This window comes from Yoonia sp. TsM2_T14_4 (assembly GCF_049602355.1).
GTDB lineage: Bacteria > Pseudomonadota > Alphaproteobacteria > Rhodobacterales > Rhodobacteraceae > Yoonia > Yoonia vestfoldensis_A.
Map to the genome: position 1 here is coordinate 497,703 of NZ_CP187137.1, position 16,117 is coordinate 513,819.

Annotated in this window: 14 protein-coding genes, 1 tRNA gene and 1 pseudogene; 6 read left to right on the top strand and 10 right to left on the bottom strand. The window is 60.8% G+C overall.

The window, feature by feature from the left end:
- Window positions 1–879, top strand: a complete 879-nt coding sequence (hemF, locus tag ACPF9B_RS02340) for an oxygen-dependent coproporphyrinogen oxidase (RefSeq protein WP_007205597.1) — start codon at window positions 1–3, stop codon at window positions 877–879.
- A gap of 158 nt (window positions 880–1,037) precedes the next feature.
- Here the strand turns inward: hemF and hemE are convergent, their stop codons facing one another.
- Window positions 1,038–2,072 carry a uroporphyrinogen decarboxylase gene (gene hemE, locus ACPF9B_RS02345; RefSeq protein WP_424178961.1) on the bottom strand — a complete coding sequence of 345 codons (1,035 nt, stop codon included), beginning with the start codon at window positions 2,070–2,072 and terminating at the stop codon, window positions 1,038–1,040.
- 94 nt (window positions 2,073–2,166) lie between these two features.
- Between hemE and hemC the strand changes: the two genes are divergently transcribed.
- Complete coding sequence (gene hemC / locus ACPF9B_RS02350) at window positions 2,167–3,111, top strand: hydroxymethylbilane synthase (RefSeq protein ID WP_424178963.1); 945 nt, start codon at window positions 2,167–2,169, stop codon at window positions 3,109–3,111.
- Window positions 3,112–3,197: 86 nt separating this feature from the next.
- On the opposite strand, the gene ACPF9B_RS02355 is transcribed toward hemC, so the two are convergent.
- From ACPF9B_RS02355 to ACPF9B_RS02370, 4 genes are all read right to left on the bottom strand, one after another.
- The gene (locus ACPF9B_RS02355) at window positions 3,198–4,610 is read right to left on the bottom strand and encodes an FAD-binding oxidoreductase (RefSeq protein ID WP_424178965.1); all 1,413 of its coding nucleotides are present in this window, start codon (window positions 4,608–4,610) and stop codon (window positions 3,198–3,200) included.
- Between the two features lie 66 nt (window positions 4,611–4,676).
- A tRNA-Met gene (locus tag ACPF9B_RS02360) sits at window positions 4,677–4,753 on the bottom strand.
- A 96-nt stretch (window positions 4,754–4,849) separates the two neighbouring features.
- Window positions 4,850–5,860 carry a cytochrome d ubiquinol oxidase subunit II gene (locus ACPF9B_RS02365; RefSeq protein WP_007205592.1) on the bottom strand — a complete coding sequence of 337 codons (1,011 nt, stop codon included), beginning with the start codon at window positions 5,858–5,860 and terminating at the stop codon, window positions 4,850–4,852.
- 5 nt (window positions 5,861–5,865) lie between these two features.
- Window positions 5,866–7,257, bottom strand: coding sequence for a cytochrome ubiquinol oxidase subunit I (locus ACPF9B_RS02370; RefSeq protein ID WP_424178967.1), 1,392 nt, complete (start codon window positions 7,255–7,257; stop codon window positions 5,866–5,868).
- A gap of 167 nt (window positions 7,258–7,424) precedes the next feature.
- On the opposite strand from ACPF9B_RS02370, the gene uraH reads away from it, so the two are divergent.
- Entirely contained in the window at window positions 7,425–7,769 is a 345-nt protein-coding gene (gene uraH / locus ACPF9B_RS02375; RefSeq protein WP_007205590.1) for a hydroxyisourate hydrolase, read from the top strand.
- 42 nt (window positions 7,770–7,811) lie between these two features.
- On the opposite strand, the gene ACPF9B_RS02380 is transcribed toward uraH, so the two are convergent.
- From ACPF9B_RS02380 to glpD, 4 genes and pseudogenes are all read right to left on the bottom strand, one after another.
- The gene (locus ACPF9B_RS02380) at window positions 7,812–8,930 is read right to left on the bottom strand and encodes an iron-containing alcohol dehydrogenase (protein WP_424178970.1); all 1,119 of its coding nucleotides are present in this window, start codon (window positions 8,928–8,930) and stop codon (window positions 7,812–7,814) included.
- The gene (gene glpK, locus ACPF9B_RS02385) at window positions 8,930–10,417 is read right to left on the bottom strand and encodes a glycerol kinase GlpK (RefSeq protein WP_424178972.1); all 1,488 of its coding nucleotides are present in this window, start codon (window positions 10,415–10,417) and stop codon (window positions 8,930–8,932) included. Before glpK ends, ACPF9B_RS02380 begins: the two co-directional genes overlap by 1 nt.
- A 124-nt stretch (window positions 10,418–10,541) precedes the next feature.
- Window positions 10,542–10,725, bottom strand: a pseudogene (locus ACPF9B_RS02390) (ABC transporter ATP-binding protein); the annotation flags it as partial.
- 27 nt (window positions 10,726–10,752) lie between these two features.
- A complete protein-coding gene (gene glpD / locus ACPF9B_RS02395) occupies window positions 10,753–12,351 on the bottom strand; it encodes a glycerol-3-phosphate dehydrogenase (protein ID WP_424178974.1) in 1,599 nt (532 codons plus the stop codon).
- Window positions 12,352–12,615: 264 nt separating this feature from the next.
- On the opposite strand from glpD, the gene ACPF9B_RS02400 reads away from it, so the two are divergent.
- A complete protein-coding gene (locus tag ACPF9B_RS02400; protein WP_424178976.1) occupies window positions 12,616–13,398 on the top strand; it encodes a DeoR/GlpR family DNA-binding transcription regulator in 783 nt (260 codons plus the stop codon).
- On the opposite strand, the gene htpX is transcribed toward ACPF9B_RS02400, so the two are convergent.
- Window positions 13,399–14,307 (bottom strand): zinc metalloprotease HtpX, encoded by a 909-nt coding sequence (gene htpX / locus ACPF9B_RS02405; RefSeq protein ID WP_424178978.1) that lies wholly within the window; start codon window positions 14,305–14,307, stop codon window positions 13,399–13,401.
- A 228-nt stretch (window positions 14,308–14,535) separates the two neighbouring features.
- On the opposite strand from htpX, the gene ACPF9B_RS02410 reads away from it, so the two are divergent.
- Together ACPF9B_RS02410 and ACPF9B_RS02415 are read left to right on the top strand one after the other, a co-directional pair.
- A complete protein-coding gene (locus tag ACPF9B_RS02410) occupies window positions 14,536–15,582 on the top strand; it encodes an HD-GYP domain-containing protein (protein ID WP_424178980.1) in 1,047 nt (348 codons plus the stop codon).
- Between the two features lie 24 nt (window positions 15,583–15,606).
- Window positions 15,607–16,104: a hypothetical protein gene (locus ACPF9B_RS02415; protein ID WP_424178982.1), complete on the top strand. Its 498-nt coding sequence runs from the start codon at window positions 15,607–15,609 to the stop codon at window positions 16,102–16,104.
- Window positions 16,105–16,117: the final 13 nt, after the last annotated feature.

The window sequence follows — 16,117 nt, forward strand, 5'->3', positions numbered from 1 at the left end:
ATGGCAGAAGAATTCGCAACACAAAAAGCCAAAGCATCGGCATGGTTTCGCGCATTGCGTGACGATATTGTCGCCGCCTTCGAAGCGTTGGAGGACAGCCACACAGCCGACACCCCTGCCGGTCGATTCGAGGTGACGGAGACCAGCCGCCATTCCGATGACGGGTCGGATGCAGGCGGCGGCCTGATGTCGGTGATGCGCGGCGGGCGCGTGTTCGAAAAGGTGGGCGTGAATATCTCGACCGTCTATGGCCAGTTGGGCGATGGCGCACAGCGCGCGATGGCCGCACGCGGCGTGCCGGGCATGGCGGATGATCCGCGGTTCTGGGCTTCGGGCATCTCGCTGGTGGCGCATATGCAAAACCCGCATGCGCCTGCGGTGCATATGAACACGCGGATGTTCTGGACCCCGCATGCCTGGTGGTTCGGCGGCGGGTCCGATTTGAACCCTTGCATCGAATATGCCGAAGATACCGCCCATTTCCACGCTACGCAAAAGGCGCATCTGGACCCGCACGGGCTGGATCATTACCCCAAGCTGAAGGCTTGGGCGGATGAATATTTCTACATCCCCCACCGCAACCGCGCGCGGGGCGTAGGCGGCATTTTCATGGATGATTACTGCACCGGCGATTGGGACGCAGATTTCACCCTGACCCAAGACATCGGTCGCGCCTTTCTGCCGGCCTATGTACCATTGGTGGAAACGCGCCGCGAGACGCCGTGGACGGATGCCGACAAGGATACCCAGCTGATCCATCGCGGCCTTTATGCAGAATATAACCTCGTCTATGATCGCGGCACCAAATTCGGCCTGACCACAGGGCATGACGCGAATGCGGTGTTGATGAGCCTGCCGCCTCTGGCGAAATGGGTATGAGACGCAAGCGGCACCTCACAGGTGCCGCCCCCATCTTCCGCGCTTAAATATCCCCGCGCGGAGCGCTTGCTGCAAAGCCGCAAAAGGGGCGCTGCCCCTCCCCCGGACTATGTCCGGGGTTCACCCCGGAGTATTTTTGGAAAAAAGAAGTGGGGGCCTTAGCCGCCCCGCACCGTATCGATCATGAGTTGCACATTGGCGGGGTCCGCCTCTGGCGTGATGCCGTGGCCAAGGTTGAAGATATGCGCGCCACCCGACAGCGCATCACAGATACGGCGGGTTTCATCGACCAGCCCCTGACCGCCCGTCACCATATGCGATGACGCAAGGTTACCCTGCACGCAGCCATCCTTCTGGACGTGGTCCGCGACCCAGGCCGCATCGACACCGTCATCAACGGCAACGCAATCGGCCCCTGTCGCGGCATGCACGCCCGCGTATTTCGTGCCCGCGCCGCGCGGAAAGGCGATGACGGGGATACCGGGGTGCTTTTCTTTGAGTGCTGCGGTGATCCGCTGCATCGGCTTGATCGAAAATTCAGTAAAATCGTCGCCTTGGAGCGATCCTGCCCAACTGTCGAACAGTTTGACACATTCTGCCCCCGCCTCGATCTGTTTTGACAGATAGGCGATGGTGCCTTCGGTCAGCCGGTGCATGATGCCTTCGAACAGCGGGCGATTGGCAGCTTTCAGCGCGTGCGCTGGACCTTGGTCCGGCGTGCCCTGACCGGCGATCATATAGGTTGCAACGGTCCATGGCGCGCCGGCGAAACCGATCAAAGTCGTCTCTTTGGGCAGTTCCTGCGACAGGATCTTGACCGTCTCATAGACCGGGTTCAGCGTGTCGTGGATCTCCTCGACCGGTTTCAGGCGGCCCAATTCCTCGGGTTTGGTGATGGTGGACAAGCGCGGGCCTTCGCCGGTGACGAACCACAGATCGGCCCCTAAAGCCTGTGGCAACAGCAGGATATCGGCAAACAGGATCGCCGCGTCGAACCCATAACGCCGGATCGGTTGCAACGTGACTTCGGCAGCAAGCTCGGGATTGTAGCAGAGCTTGAGGAAATCCCCCGCCTGTTCGCGCGTCGCGCGATATTCGGGCAGGTAGCGCCCCGCCTGCCGCATCATCCAGATGGGGGGCGTTGGAAGCGTTTCGCCCGCAAGGGCCCGAAGGATGGTCTTTTTCTGCGCCATAATCTGTCCTTTTTTCACCAGCCTGTGGTCCCAATTGCGGAACATGTTGTCAAGACAGTTGTCAGGCCAGATTGACACGTCTAACAATCGCGCCATGAACATTACTTTGCCCACACCCGCTTCGCCTTTCAATATCGGAACCCGTGGATCGCCGCTTGCGCTCGCGCAGGCGCATGAGACGCGCGCAAGGCTGATGGCGGCATTCGATCTGCCGCAGGATGCCTTTGCCATCGTCGTGATCAAGGTCATGGGCGATGCCATTCAGGACCGCGCGCTGAAAGACATCGGCGGCAAGGGCCTGTTCACCCGCGAGATCGAAGATGCGCTGCTTGACGGTTCCATCGACATTGCAGTCCATTCGATGAAGGACATGCCGGTCGAACAACCCAGTGGCTTGCTGCTCGATACCTATTTGCCGCGCGAAGATGTGCGCGATGCCTTCGTGTCGCTGACGGCAAGGGGATTGGATGATCTGGAACACGGTGCCACGGTTGGCACGTCGTCCTTGCGGCGTCGGTCCCAGTTGTTGGTGCGCCGGCCTGACCTGAATGTCGTGGAATTTCGTGGCAATGTGCAGACCCGCCTGATGAAGCTGGGCAATGGCGTGGCCGAGGCAACATTTCTGGCTATGGCCGGGCTGAACCGGTTGAATATGACTGACGTGCCGCGCACGGCCATCGCGCCCGAAGAGATGCTGCCCGCCATCGCCCAAGGGGCTATCGGGATCGAACGGCGCGCCGATGACAGCCGTGCTGCGGCCATGCTGGAGGCGATCCACCACGGCCCGACCGGCCAGCGCCTGGCCGCTGAACGCAGCTTTCTGGCGCATCTGGACGGATCATGTCAGACGCCGATTGGCGGGTTGGCCGACCTTGATGGCGGCACCCTGCGCTTGCGCGGCGAAATCCTGCGCACCGACGGATCGCAGGTTCTGGCCGATGATATGATCGGCGCGATTGCCGATGGCGCGGACATGGGCCGCGAAATGGCGGTCAAGCTTCTGGAAAAGGCGGGGCCGGGGTTTTTCGACCACATGTAATGTGATCGAATCTGCGGGGCGGCATTGTTGCGACGTCAAGACCGATGTCATGCAAGGCTTTGTGTGCGCGCTTTTCGGCGCGATGTTCATGCCGGCGGGATGACCTTGCCGGGGTTCAGGATATTATGCGGATCAAGGGCGGCCTTGATCGCGCGCATCGCGTCCAGCGCCACGGGGTCCTTGCGCCGTTTCATCGTTTCGAGCTTTGACACGCCAATGCCGTGTTCAGCGCTGAATGATCCGCCCAATTCCTGCACCACATCCTCGACCGCCTCGACCAGTGCTGCCATCGCATCGGGATCGTTGCGGCTGACATAGCTGGTGTGGTGGATATTGCCGTCGCCCAGATGGGCGACCATGACTTCTTCCACATCCGGATCAATAGCGCGCAGGCGGGGCGTCAATGCTCCCTCGAATGCTGCCACCTTGTCCAGCGGCAGCGCGATGTCGGTATTCACGAAATGCCCGCCGAAAAAGGCCACATCACCCGCATCCTCACGGCGTTTCCAGATCGCGCGGCGCTGGGTTTCATTCTGCGCGATGACCGCGTCGATCAAGGTACCGTCGTCCAGCATCTGGCCCAGCATATCTTCCAGCAGGGTGACGACAGGCAGTTGCCCGTCAGGGCCGGGCTGCGCGTCACGCGGCGTGGTGGCTGCAACCTCGATCATGATGTTGACGTCATGGTCACGCGCAAAGGGCGGGGGCATGTCGGGGAACATCTGCCGGTGCTTGGCCATATAGCTGCGCGGCATGTATTCGAACGCCTCGACCCCGCCGCCTGTCGCGTCCTGCAGGCGGTGCAGCAGCTGCAGCGCATCGGTCAGCGAGGGCAGCGCGACCATCGCTGTGGCATAGGCCTGTGGCTTGGGCAGCAGTTTTAGCACGGCGGCGGTGATGATGCCCAGCGTGCCTTCAGCCCCGATTACCAGGTTGCGCAGATCAAGGCCGGAATTGTCCTTGTGCAGTGCGCTCATCAGATTCATCACCCGCCCGTCGGCCATCACGACCTCTAGCCCCAGACACAGGCCCCGTGTGCTGCCATAGCGTACGACATTGGACCCGCCGGCATTGGTGGACAGCAAGCCGCCGATCATGGCCGACCCACGTGCGCCCAATGTCAGCGGAAAGATCAGCTCATGCTTGGCCGCCGCATCGTGCAAGTTGGACAAGATCACACCCGCGCCCACGGTGGCGGTGCGCCCTGTTGCGTTGATCTCGGTGATCTGGTTGAGCCGTTCGACCGACAGCATCAGCGCGCTGTCGGCCATCGTGGCCCCTGTCAGCCCGGTGCGGCCGGAACAGGGGACAACGGGTGTGCGTGTGGCATGGGCGATGCGCATGATGGCTGCGACTTCGGCGGTGGACATGGGGCGCAACACGGCCAGCGGCGTCGAGGTATAGGCGCCCGTCCAGTCCTTGCCGTAGGGGGCGGCGTCCTTGCCGGTCAGGATACGGTCCGCGCCGATGGCAGCGGTGATCTGGTCAATGACGGACATGGGGCGCGGCCTTTCGTGCAAACTTGGCTGCAGGCTAATCCGGTTTTGATACAGGAGAAAGGGATATGGTGGCGTGGGGGAGACTTGAACTCCCGACCTATCGATTATGAGTCGATCGCTCTAACCAACTGAGCTACCGCGCCTTACCTTGTGCGTCCGATTACGCAAAGGGCGGGGGGGTGTCAAACCGATTCTGCCCGATTTCACCCCCCGTCGGGTGGATCATGATCCACCTTACATCAGTCATAGCGCAGTTCTGTCGCCTTGCCACGGAACACGGTATAGGCCAGCACCGTGTAGGCTAGGATCGTGGGCAGCACGAACAGCGTGCCGATCAGGATGATGAACAGGCTTTCGGGTGCGCTCGCGGCTTCGTAGATCGTCAGCTTTTCCGGAACCACATAGGGATAAAAGCTGTAGGCCATCCCGACAAATGCCATCACCCAGAGCATCGATGCGGCCGCGAACGGCAACCACGACAGCCGGTCGTTCATGAACGGCATCCGGCGCAGCATCGACCACAACCCGAATACAAGCAGCGCTGAAAGGATTGGCAGGGGCGACAGCAGCAATGCCTCGGGCCAGCTGAACCATTTCTCAAAGATCCGCGTGCTGACCAGCGGTGTTGCCATCGACACAAGTGCGATCCCTAGCACCAGCCCCCAGATTCCACCCTTGGCCCAGCCTACAGCCTTGCGTTGCAAGCCGGCATCGGTCTTGTGGATTACCCATGTCGCTCCGATGAAACTGTAACCCACGGTTAGAAACACCGCCGTCAGCAGGCTAAAGGCCGCATGCACCAGCGTCCATTCCAGCCCCATGATATACATCCCCAGCATGAACCCCTGCGACAGCGAGGTCATCAGCGAGCCCGCAAAAAACGCGTTGTTCCACAGATGCTTGTGCGGGGCCGGGGCCTTGGCGCGGAATTCGAAGGCAACGCCGCGCAGGATCAACCCCACCAGCATGATCGCGACAGGCAGATACAGCGCCGTCAGAATCGTCCCATGCGCTGCCGGAAAGGCCACCAGCAGCAACCCGACTGCCAGCACCAGCCATGTTTCATTCGCATCCCAGAACGGCCCGATCGTGGCGATCATGCGGTCCTTTTCGGCATCATCGGCAAAGGGGAACAAGACCCCAACGCCAAGATCGAACCCGTCCAGCACGACATAGATCAGGATGGACAGGCCCATCAGCCCAGCAAAGACGAACGGCAGCCAGATCGTCGGATCACCAAATGTGTTCATCTTGTCTACTCCGCCGGAATGGGATTGGGGGCCGCCGCAGGCGCGGGCGCGATGCTCGTGCCGATATCTTCGCCGCGCGACATTTTCCGCGCCAGATAGAAGATGACGTAGATATAGGCGGTCAGTAGCAAGCCATAGACGATCAGGTAAGAGATGAGCGTGGACAGGACCATCGGTGCTGGCACATCGGCCACCGCCTCTGCTGTTGTCATCACGCCTTGGACCAGCCACGGCTGGCGGCCGATCTCGGTCGTGTACCAGCCCGCAAGGGTCGCGATCCAGCCGCTAAAGCTCATACCGACCAGCGCATAAAGCAGTGGCTTTGGCAGGCCCTCGACCCCACGCTTGCGGCGCAGCATCATGAAAGACGCAACCCAGCTGAGCAGCAGCATCGCCACGCCGGTGCCGATCATCACGCGGAACGACCAGAACACAGGCGCCACGCGCGGATGCAGCACAGTGCCATCCTCGGCTACGAAATCGTTCAAGCCCTTCACCACCCCATCCCATTCATGGGTCAGGATAAAGGATGCAAGGTTCGGAATCCCGATCTCGAACCGGTTTTCGCGCGCCTCTTGGTCGGGCAGGGCGAACAGGATCAGGGGCACGTTGCCGCTGGTTTCCCAATGCCCTTCCATCGCGGCAACCTTGGCAGGCTGGAATTCCTTGGTGTTCAGCCCGTGCATGTCGCCGACAAAGATCTGCACCGGCATCAGCAGCGCGGCAGTGAATACGGCGGTTTTCAAGGCCACGCGCACGCCTTCGGTGCGCCCGCCGATCAACCAGCGAAAAGCACTGACACCGGCGATCAGAAAGCTGACGGTCAGGAAGCTGGCCAGCACCATATGGGCAAAGCGGTAAGGCATCGAGGGGTTGAAAATGATCGCAAACCAGTCCGTGGCATGGGCGACACCGTCGCGCATCTCGAACCCTTGAGGGGTGTGCATCCACGAATTCAGCACGATGATCCAGAAGGTGGACATCAGCGTCCCGAAGGCCACCAGAAACGTGGCCCCTGTATGAACCCAGTTCGGCACACGGCGAAAGCCGAACAGCATGATTCCAAGGAAAACAGCCTCGAGGAAAAAGGCCGTCATGATCTCGTATGCCAGCAATGGTCCCGCGATATTGCCGACCTTTTCCATAAAGCCGGGCCAGTTGGTCCCGAACTGGAACGACATGGTGATGCCCGACACAACGCCCATGGCAAAGGACAGCGCAAAAATCTTGACCCAGAAACGATACGCTTCCATCCAACGTTCTTGGCCAGTCTGGCTATAACGGATCTTGAAGAACAGCAGCACCCAGCCCAGCGCGATGGTGATCGTGGGAAACAGGATATGGAACGATATATTCGCCGCAAACTGGATGCGGGATAAAAGGAGTGTTTCCATCATTTGATTTCACCTTTAAGCTGGATGTGCACCTCATATAGCAAGGTATTGGGTTATGTCAGCAGGGTGCGACAGCAAGGCGCGGACCGGCTGGATAATTGATCTTATGGCGTAACGAATGGCATGACTGCCCCTATTTGTGCGCAACTTTAGGTAAGCCGAGGAAAACTATGGCCGGATTTCTGACAACCCATGTGCTGGATACCGCAGGCGGCGTGCCTGCAGCGGGGATCAAGGTTGATCTGTACCGTCTGGACGGCGATGCGCGGGTGCATCTGGCAACGATGGTTACCAATGGCGATGGGCGCACCGACAGCCCGATCCTGCCCGCCGCGGATTTTGCCGTCGGGCGGTATGAACTCGTGTTTCAAGCGGGCGATTATTTTGGCCGCAGCGATGATCCGCGGTTTTTGGACGACATCCCGATTCGGTTCGGCATCAATGATCCTGCATCGCATTACCATGTCCCGCTGCTGGTTTCGCCTTTCGGCTTTTCAACCTATCGCGGCAGTTAAGCGCGGGATCATCGGCCCAACGGCGACCCTGCCGCGCCAGGCCTATCCGCGTGCAAGGATGTCCAGCAAGGCCCCCATGTCCAGATCAACCGGATTGGCCTTGTAGGACGACGCGTCTTTCGCCTCGCGCGCCACTGCCGCGTGGGTTTCGGGGGGCAGACCAAGTGCGGCCAGCCGTGGCAGGCCGTGGTCGCGGGTCCAGTGATCGAAATCGGTCAGGCTGCCGAATTCACCCGTGATCCGGTCGATGACCCATGTGATCCGCGCCGCCGCATCGGCCTGCGTTGCGGCCAGATTGGCCTGCAGCACCGGCACCAGCAATGTGCCACAGATCGCGCCATGCGCCGCACCCGTCCGCCCGCCGATCACACCGGCAAAGCCATGCACCGCCCCCAGCCCCGCATTGGCCAGCGCGATCCCGCCGCAGAGGCTGGTCAGCGCCATAGCATCCCATGCGCGGGCGTCATCATGATCCATGATCCGGTGCAACGCCGCCAACCCGCGCGGGATTGCGTCACGGCACACAGCATCGGTGACCGGATTGGCGCGCGCGCTGATGAAGGGTTCGATGACCTGCGTGATCGCATCCAGACCTGATGCCAGCACGACACCCTTGGGGCAGGACAGGCACAGGTCGGGATCGACCAGCGCCAGCGTCGGATAAAGCCGTGGATCGCGCAAGGATACCTTGCGCCCGGCCTCTGGCACGCCGATCACCGTGTTGCGGGTGACTTCGGTGCCGGTGCCAGCGGTCGTTGGGATTGCGATCAGGGGCAGGGGGGCGGCATCCAGCGGTTTGCCGTCGCCCACCACCTCCAGATAGCGCAGCGCGCCGTGCGGGGCGGGGATCAGCGCGGCCAGCGCCTTGCCATAGTCGATCACCGCACCGCCGCCGATGGCGATGATCAGGTCAGGCGCGAACGGACGGGTGGTCGCCAGATGTGTGGTGATTGCGGGCAGGTCGGGTTCGCCTTTGACGATCAGGTCCAGCACGGCACAGGTCCGGCGCAGGTCACGCGCCAGCCCGTCCGCTGCCATGACCGAGGCAGACCGCACCAGCAGCACGCGCGCAAAGGTGGCGGCAAAGGGCGCAGCCTCGGCCAGCACCCCACGGCCGAACCGGATCGTGCCAGCGGTGGCAAAGCCGAAAGGCGCGATCATCACACCGCCAGCACCGCGTTGACCGCACGGCCCCAGCGGGCATAGCGCGTGTCACGGTCCCCTGCGGCCATCTGGGGGGTAAACTGGCGGTCAACGGCCCAGACCTTGGCAAAGGCGTCCATATCCGGCCAGACGCCCGCGCGCATGCCTGCCAGCCATGCCGCCCCCAGCGCCGTTGTTTCCAGCACCTGCGGACGGTCCACCGGCGCACCTATGATGTCGGACAGAAACTGCATCGCGTAGTCATTCGCGGCCATGCCGCCATCGACGCGCAAGGACGGCTCGGCGGCATCGCGGGTCCAGTCGGCCTGCATCGCCTCGAGCAGATCGCGGGTCTGGTAGCCGACGGATTCCAGTGCCGCGCGGGCAAATTCCGCAGGCCCCGAATTGCGGGTCATGCCAAAGATCGCGCCGCGTGCCTGCGGCGCCCAGTAAGGCGCGCCAAGGCCCACGAAAGCAGGCACAAGGATCAGGTCCTGCGACGGATCGGCAGTTTCGGCCAGCCCTTGGGTTTCGGGGGCGGCGCGGATCACCTTGATCCCGTCGCGCAACCATTGCACGACAGCCCCCGCGATAAAGATCGACCCTTCCAACGCATACGTGGGCTTGCCGTCCAGCTGATAGGCAATGGTGGTCAACAGTTTATTGGTCGAGGCGACAGGCGTATCGCCGGTGTTCAGCACTACAAAACAGCCGGTGCCATAGGTGGATTTTACCATGCCGGGCTGGAAACAGGCCTGTCCGATGGTCGCGGCCTGCTGGTCGCCTGCAACGCCAAGGATCGGGATTTCATGGCCGAACAGATCGGCGCGGGTATGTCCGAAATCGGCGGCACAATCGCGAACCTGCGGCAGCATGGCCTGCGGGATGTCGAACAGGTCGCAGATTGTCTGGCTCCACCTTCCTTTGTGGATGTCATAAAGCATCGTGCGTGCGGCATTGGTGGCATCGGTCACATGGCTGCGCCCGCCGGTCAGGTTCCAGATCAGCCAGCTGTCTACGGTCCCGAAGGCCAGTTCACCCTTGCGGGCGCGGTCACGCGCGCCGTCCACGACATCAAGAATGTATTTCAGCTTGGTTGCGGAAAAATAGGGATCGACCAGCAGGCCGGTGCGGCGGGTAATCATGTCTTCATGCCCGTCCGCGCGCAATTTGGCGCAGAAATCGGCAGTGCGGCGGTCCTGCCAGACAATTGCGTTATGGATCGGTTTGCCGGTCTTGCGGTCCCAGACCAGCGTGGTTTCGCGCTGGTTAGTGATGCCGATGGCGGCGATATCCTTGGCTTTCAGACCTGCCTTTTCGATGGCCGCCCGTGCGGTTGCCGCGGTCGAGGCCCACAGGTCGGAGGGGTCATGTTCGACCCAGCCCGAGGCCGGATAATGCTGCGGGAATTCTTCCTGCGCTGTCGCCACGATCCGCATATCGGGGCCGAATACGATTCCACGGCTGGATGTGGTGCCCTGATCGAGTGCCAGAATATATCCCATTGAGTCGGTCCTCTGCTTGCTTGGCAGCTTGTCATGATTGTGGCAAAGCAGCCAGTGGGCCGCTTTGCCACGGGGAGCGGGGGCGTAAAGGGCGCCCCGGCATTTGGCTTATTCCGTCCAGCGGCTTGCGGTCCTGCACTCGCATGCCGGTCACATCACGGCCTCCCCAGATGACGCGCCCTGTTGCTGGCACATCAAGTCCCGCCATCAGGCGCATCAGCGTGCCGCGTTGCAGTCTCAGGTCTGTCGGGTTAGATATGGTTCTGCCCATCAACGACCTTGCTGACGCTGTCCAAGACTAGCGACATGTTATTTCCACCCAGAATGCGCCGGCGTTATTCTGCAGCGCGCATCATTTCAATTGAATGGCTGGCGATCCACTCTTCCAGAACCGCCACCTGATTTTGATTTAACCGCAGGCCCAGTTTCGACCGGCGCCACAGCACATCTTCGGCGCTCTGGGCATATTCTTGCGTCATCAGCCAGCGAACCTCGGCCTCGGTCAGGGTCGCGCCGAAATCGCGGCCCAGATCAGTCGTATTCGCAGCCTTGCCCAGCACGTCGCGCGCTTCGGTGCCATAGGCGCGCACCAGCCGGCGCGCCCAGCCATCGGTCAGGAACGGATAGTCGCGCTGCAGGTCTGCGATCAGCGCCCCGACCCCATCATATGGGAAATCACCGCCTGGCAAGGGTACGCCCGCCGTCCAGTTGCCCCGCGACAAGGGCAGGGTTGCGCCGATCTTGTCCAGCGCGGATTCCGCCAGCCGCCGGTAGGTCGTGATCTTGCCGCCAAAGATGTTCAGCACCGGCGCACCTGCTGATGTGTCAACCTTGAGCGTGTAATCGCGGGTCGCGGCGCTGGCCGAACTGGCCCCGTCATCATAAAGCGGGCGGACGCCCGAATAGGTCCAGACAATATCGTCCTTGGTCACGGGGCGTTTGAAATACTGGCTGGCGAAATCGCACAGGTAATCGCGTTCTGCGTCGGTACAAACAGGCGCGCGTGCCGGGTCGTCATGGTCAGCGTCCGTGGTGCCGATCAGGGTGAAATCCTGCTCATAGGGGATCGCAAAGATGATCCGCCCGTCGGTGCCTTGAAAGAAATAGCATTTGTCATGATCGAAGAGCTTGCGCGTCACGATATGGCTGCCGCGCACAAGACGCACGTTTTCGCGGCTGTTCAGCCTCAGCGTGCCATGGATCACATCGCCCGCCCAAGGACCAGAGGCATTGACCAGCATCCGCGCGGCGATGACCTGGTCACCCTGCGCCGTCCTGACCGTGACCTGCCAGATGCCGTTGGTCGCTTGGGCGGAAACCACCTCGGCGTGGGTCATGATCGTGGCACCGCGCGCGGCGGCATCACGGGCATTCAGCACGACAAGGCGCGAATCCTCGACCCATGCGTCGGAATATTCATAGGCCTTGGCGAAACGGTCATCCAGCGGCGCGCCCTCGGGCGTGTCTGTCAGGCTGATCGTCGTCGTGCCGGGCAGGATCTTGCGGCCGCCAAGATTGTCATACAAAAACAGCCCCAGCCGGATCAGCCAAGCGGGTCTTCGCCCTTTCATCCATGGCAGTATCAGGCTCAACAGCCGCGATGTCGGCGTGTCGCTGTCGAAGCGCATGTCCTTGTGATAGGGCAGCACGAACCGCATCGGCCATGAAATATGCGGCATCGCGCGCAGCAGCGTTTCGCGTTCGATCAGCGCCTCGCGGACCAGCCGGAATTCGAAATATTCCAGATAGCGCAGCCCGCCATGAAACAGCTTGGTCGAGGCGGAAGACGTAGCCCCCGCCAGATCGCCTTTTTCGGCCAGCACGACAGACAGGCCGCGCCCGGCCGCGTCGCGCGCGATGCCGCAGCCGTTAATGCCGCCGCCGATCACCAGAAGATCATGGATCGTGGCGGATTTTTGCGCGGATTGTGCCATGCGACCCCCTTTGGCATGCGGCGTGTATACAGCTGTCGCAAACCTAAACACCGCCAAAGCCGATGCGCAAGTTCTTTCGTTTTAAAGATAAAAAATGCTCGTTTTTCTATAAACGAACATTTTTAGCGCCTATATTCCGCATTTGTTCCCGATTTCCTGTTCGCGGTGGTGCAGAAAGCCGGCTAAAACGAACATGGGCTGCAAGGCGCGCGATTCGATCCGCCCGCGCAGATTGATACACCCAACCCCGGAAAGGTCCGTTTCATGTCACAGGCCGAACGTTTACGCGATATTCAGGTCATTGCCCGCCGTGACGGACGTGTTGTGGTTGAAGATCTGGCCGCGCATTTTGCGGTTACGATGCAAACGATCCGGCGCGATCTGGCCGATCTGGCCGATCAGGGCAAGTTGCAGCGCGTGCATGGCGGCGCGATCCTGCCGTCCACCGTGGCTAATATCGGCTATCAGGACCGCCGCGATTTGAACGAGGTGGGCAAGGCTGCGATTGCCCTGGCCTGCGCGCGCGATATTCCCAATGGCTGTTCGCTGTTTTTGAACATCGGCACCACCACCGAGGCTGTGGCGCGGGCCTTGCTGAAACACCGCGATATCATGGTGCTGACCAATAATCTGAACGTCGCCAATATCCTGATCGACAATCCCCATTGCGAAATCATCGTGGTCGGTGGCCTGTTGCGGCGCACCGATGCGGGGCTGGTCGGTACTGTGACAACGCAGGCGATTGGGCAGTTCAAGTTCGATCTGGCGATCATCAGCTGTTCGGCGCTGGATGAAGATGGCGACATGCTCGATTATGACATTCAGGAAGTCGGGGTTAGCCAAGCGATCCTGCGGCAGGCGCGGCGCAGCTTTCTTGTGGCCGATCATTCCAAATTTGCGCGCCGTGCGCCTGCACGGATCGGCTCGCTGGCGCAGATGGACGGGTTTTATACCGATGCGCCGCTGCCCCCCAGACTGGCAGATGCGTGTCGTGGCTGGCACACCGCTGTCACGGTCGCAGGCCAGCAGGGCGCGACGATGGCCTGATCAGCCCCAAGGCCCGCTGCGCCTGCGTGTTGAGGGAACACCCCTGCGGACGTGCTGTGCTGCTGGTGCTGGCCGGTCTTGACGCGCCATGGCGCGCAGGGCGGCGATGCGGTTCTGCGTTGCGGGGTGGGTTGCGAACAGATTGTCATGCTTGTGGGCATGCAGCGGGTTGATGATGAACAGATGCGCGGTGGCAGGGTTTCGCTCTGCGGCATGATTGTCGATCCGTGCCGCCCCGACAGCGATCTTTTCCAGCGCCGCGGCTAACCACAGCGGGTTGCCGCAAATCTCGGCCCCGGCCTTGTCGGCGGCATATTCGCGGGTCCGGCTGATCGCCATCTGCACAATGGTGGCGGCAAAGGGTGCGAGAAACATCAGCGCCAGCGTGCCGATCAGCCCCATCCGTTCGCGCGATCCGCCAAAGAACAGCGCGAAATTCGCCAGCATCGAGATTGCACCGGCAAAGGTGGCGGTCACGGTCATGATCGCGGTGTCGTGGTTGCGGATATGCGCCAGCTCATGCGCGATCACCCCTGCCAGTTCCTCGCGGGTCAGGTCACGCAAAAGACCGGTCGTCACCGCCACGGCCGCATTGGCCGGATTGCGCCCTGTTGCAAAGGCATTCGGCTGTGGAGTGTCGATCAGGTAAAGCTTGGGTTCTGGCAGGCCCGCATTGCGCGCCAGTTCGGCGGTCATCGCATGCAGGCCCATCGGGTCGCCGCGCGTGACGGGTTCGGCGCCATGCATCCGCAAGACCAGCTTGTCGGAGTTCCACCAGGTCACGACATTCATCACCGCCGCGACGACCAGCGCGATCACAGCACCGCCGGCACCGCCCAGCAGATAGCCGATCCCCATGAAAAGCGCGGTCATCGCCGCCATCAATATCGCTGTTTTTAAATAGCCCATTTTGCACCTTGCCGGATTATTCCATGGCATCATGTCCATATGGGAAATTTTGCGCGCGCCGCAAGAATGAACGATATGGTGTTGTGCGGCGGCCCGTCGTCTTTTCGACGGACCTGAAACATGAGTTTACGTATAATTAAGAACTGGTGACGAATATTCGACCGCTATCCTTGTCTCTTGCGGGGACCCGGCAGGAAACGCAGTGAAAAGTGAGGGGCCATCAAAACAATGCGTGTATGTATTGTCGACGACGAACCGATCAGCCGGAGTGTGATCCGCGCCGTTCTGTCCCGTTCCGAGGAATACGAGGTCGAATGTTTCTCTGACGCGATATCGGCACTGGCGCGGTGCCGTGACGTGATGTTCGATCTGGTGCTTGTCGATTATCGCATGCCAGACATGGACGGGATCACCTGTATCACGCATCTGCGCGCCCTGGCCGATTACCAGTTCATTCCCGTCATCATGCTGACGGCTGATCATGACCGCGAATTGCGCCTGTCGGCTGTGCGTTCGGGGGCGACGGATTTTCTGAATAAACCCTTTGACCCTGATGAATTGCGCGTGCGCGCCCAAAACCTTTTGTCATTGCGCAAGGCTCAGTTGGCGCTGATGGATCGGGCCTTGCACCTTGATGCCGAAGTGCGGCAGGCCACCCGCAAACTGGCCGAACGCGAGGAAGAACTGATCTGGCGACTGGCGCGCGCCATCGAATTGCGTGACGGCACGACCCAGCAACATATCTCTCGCGTGGCGGCTGTGGCCGAAATCATCGCCCGCACATTGGGGCAAAGTAAGGCCTTTTGCAGGACGATCTATCTGGCGGCACCGCTGCATGATACCGGCAAGATCGGCATCAGCGACGCTGTGTTGAACAAGCCCGCAGCCCTGACCGATGACGAGCGGCTGGAAATCCAGCGTCACATCGAAATCGGGGCGGAAATCCTCAAAGACGGCGACAGCGACCTGATCCGCATGGCCTATGACATCGCGCTGTATCATCACGAAAAATGGGATGGCAGCGGCTATGGAAAGGGTCTTGCCGGCACGGATATTCCGCTGCCTGCCCGAATTACGGCAGTTGCAGATGTTTTTGATGCACTTTTTTCAGAACGGCCTTATAAGGAAGCTTGGTCTTTCGAGAAAGCCTACGCCGAAATCCTTCGCCAGTCAGGGCGTCACTTTGATCCGCGCTGCGTGCTCGCCTTCACTGCGGGCTTAACCGAAATAAAAAATTATTATACAGACCCTGCTGTCACCACCCACGTTGCTTGAAATGCTACAAAACAGGGGAACGAGATGAAATATCTGCTGTTTTTTGTCCTGTCCATGTCCGCCTCTTTGTTACAGGCGGCTGAATTGCCCGCCCCGCAAGGTGAGGTGATCCTGACGGTTTCGGGAAATATCGCTCATACCAACGGGAATGGCGTGGCGCGATTTGACCGCGCGATGCTACAAGATTTGCAGCAGGGCACCATTACAACCGCGACCCCTTGGTTCGAGGGTACCCATGATTTCAGTGGTCCGCTGGGTGCCGCACTTTTGGATGCGGTGGGCGCGCAGGGTGCGACATTGCGCGTCGTCGCGCTGAACGATTACGCCGCCACCGTTCCGGCCAGCGACCTGCGCGATCTGAATGTCGTGCTTGCAACCCATCTGGATGGGCATTTGATGTCGGTGCGTGACAAAGGCCCGTTATTTTTGATTTACCCTTTTGATGACAACCCCGACCTGTTCGACGAGGTTTATTTTGGCCGATCTGTCTGGCAGATCGCAAAGATTGACGTCGGGGACTAAGGTGGTCTATCCC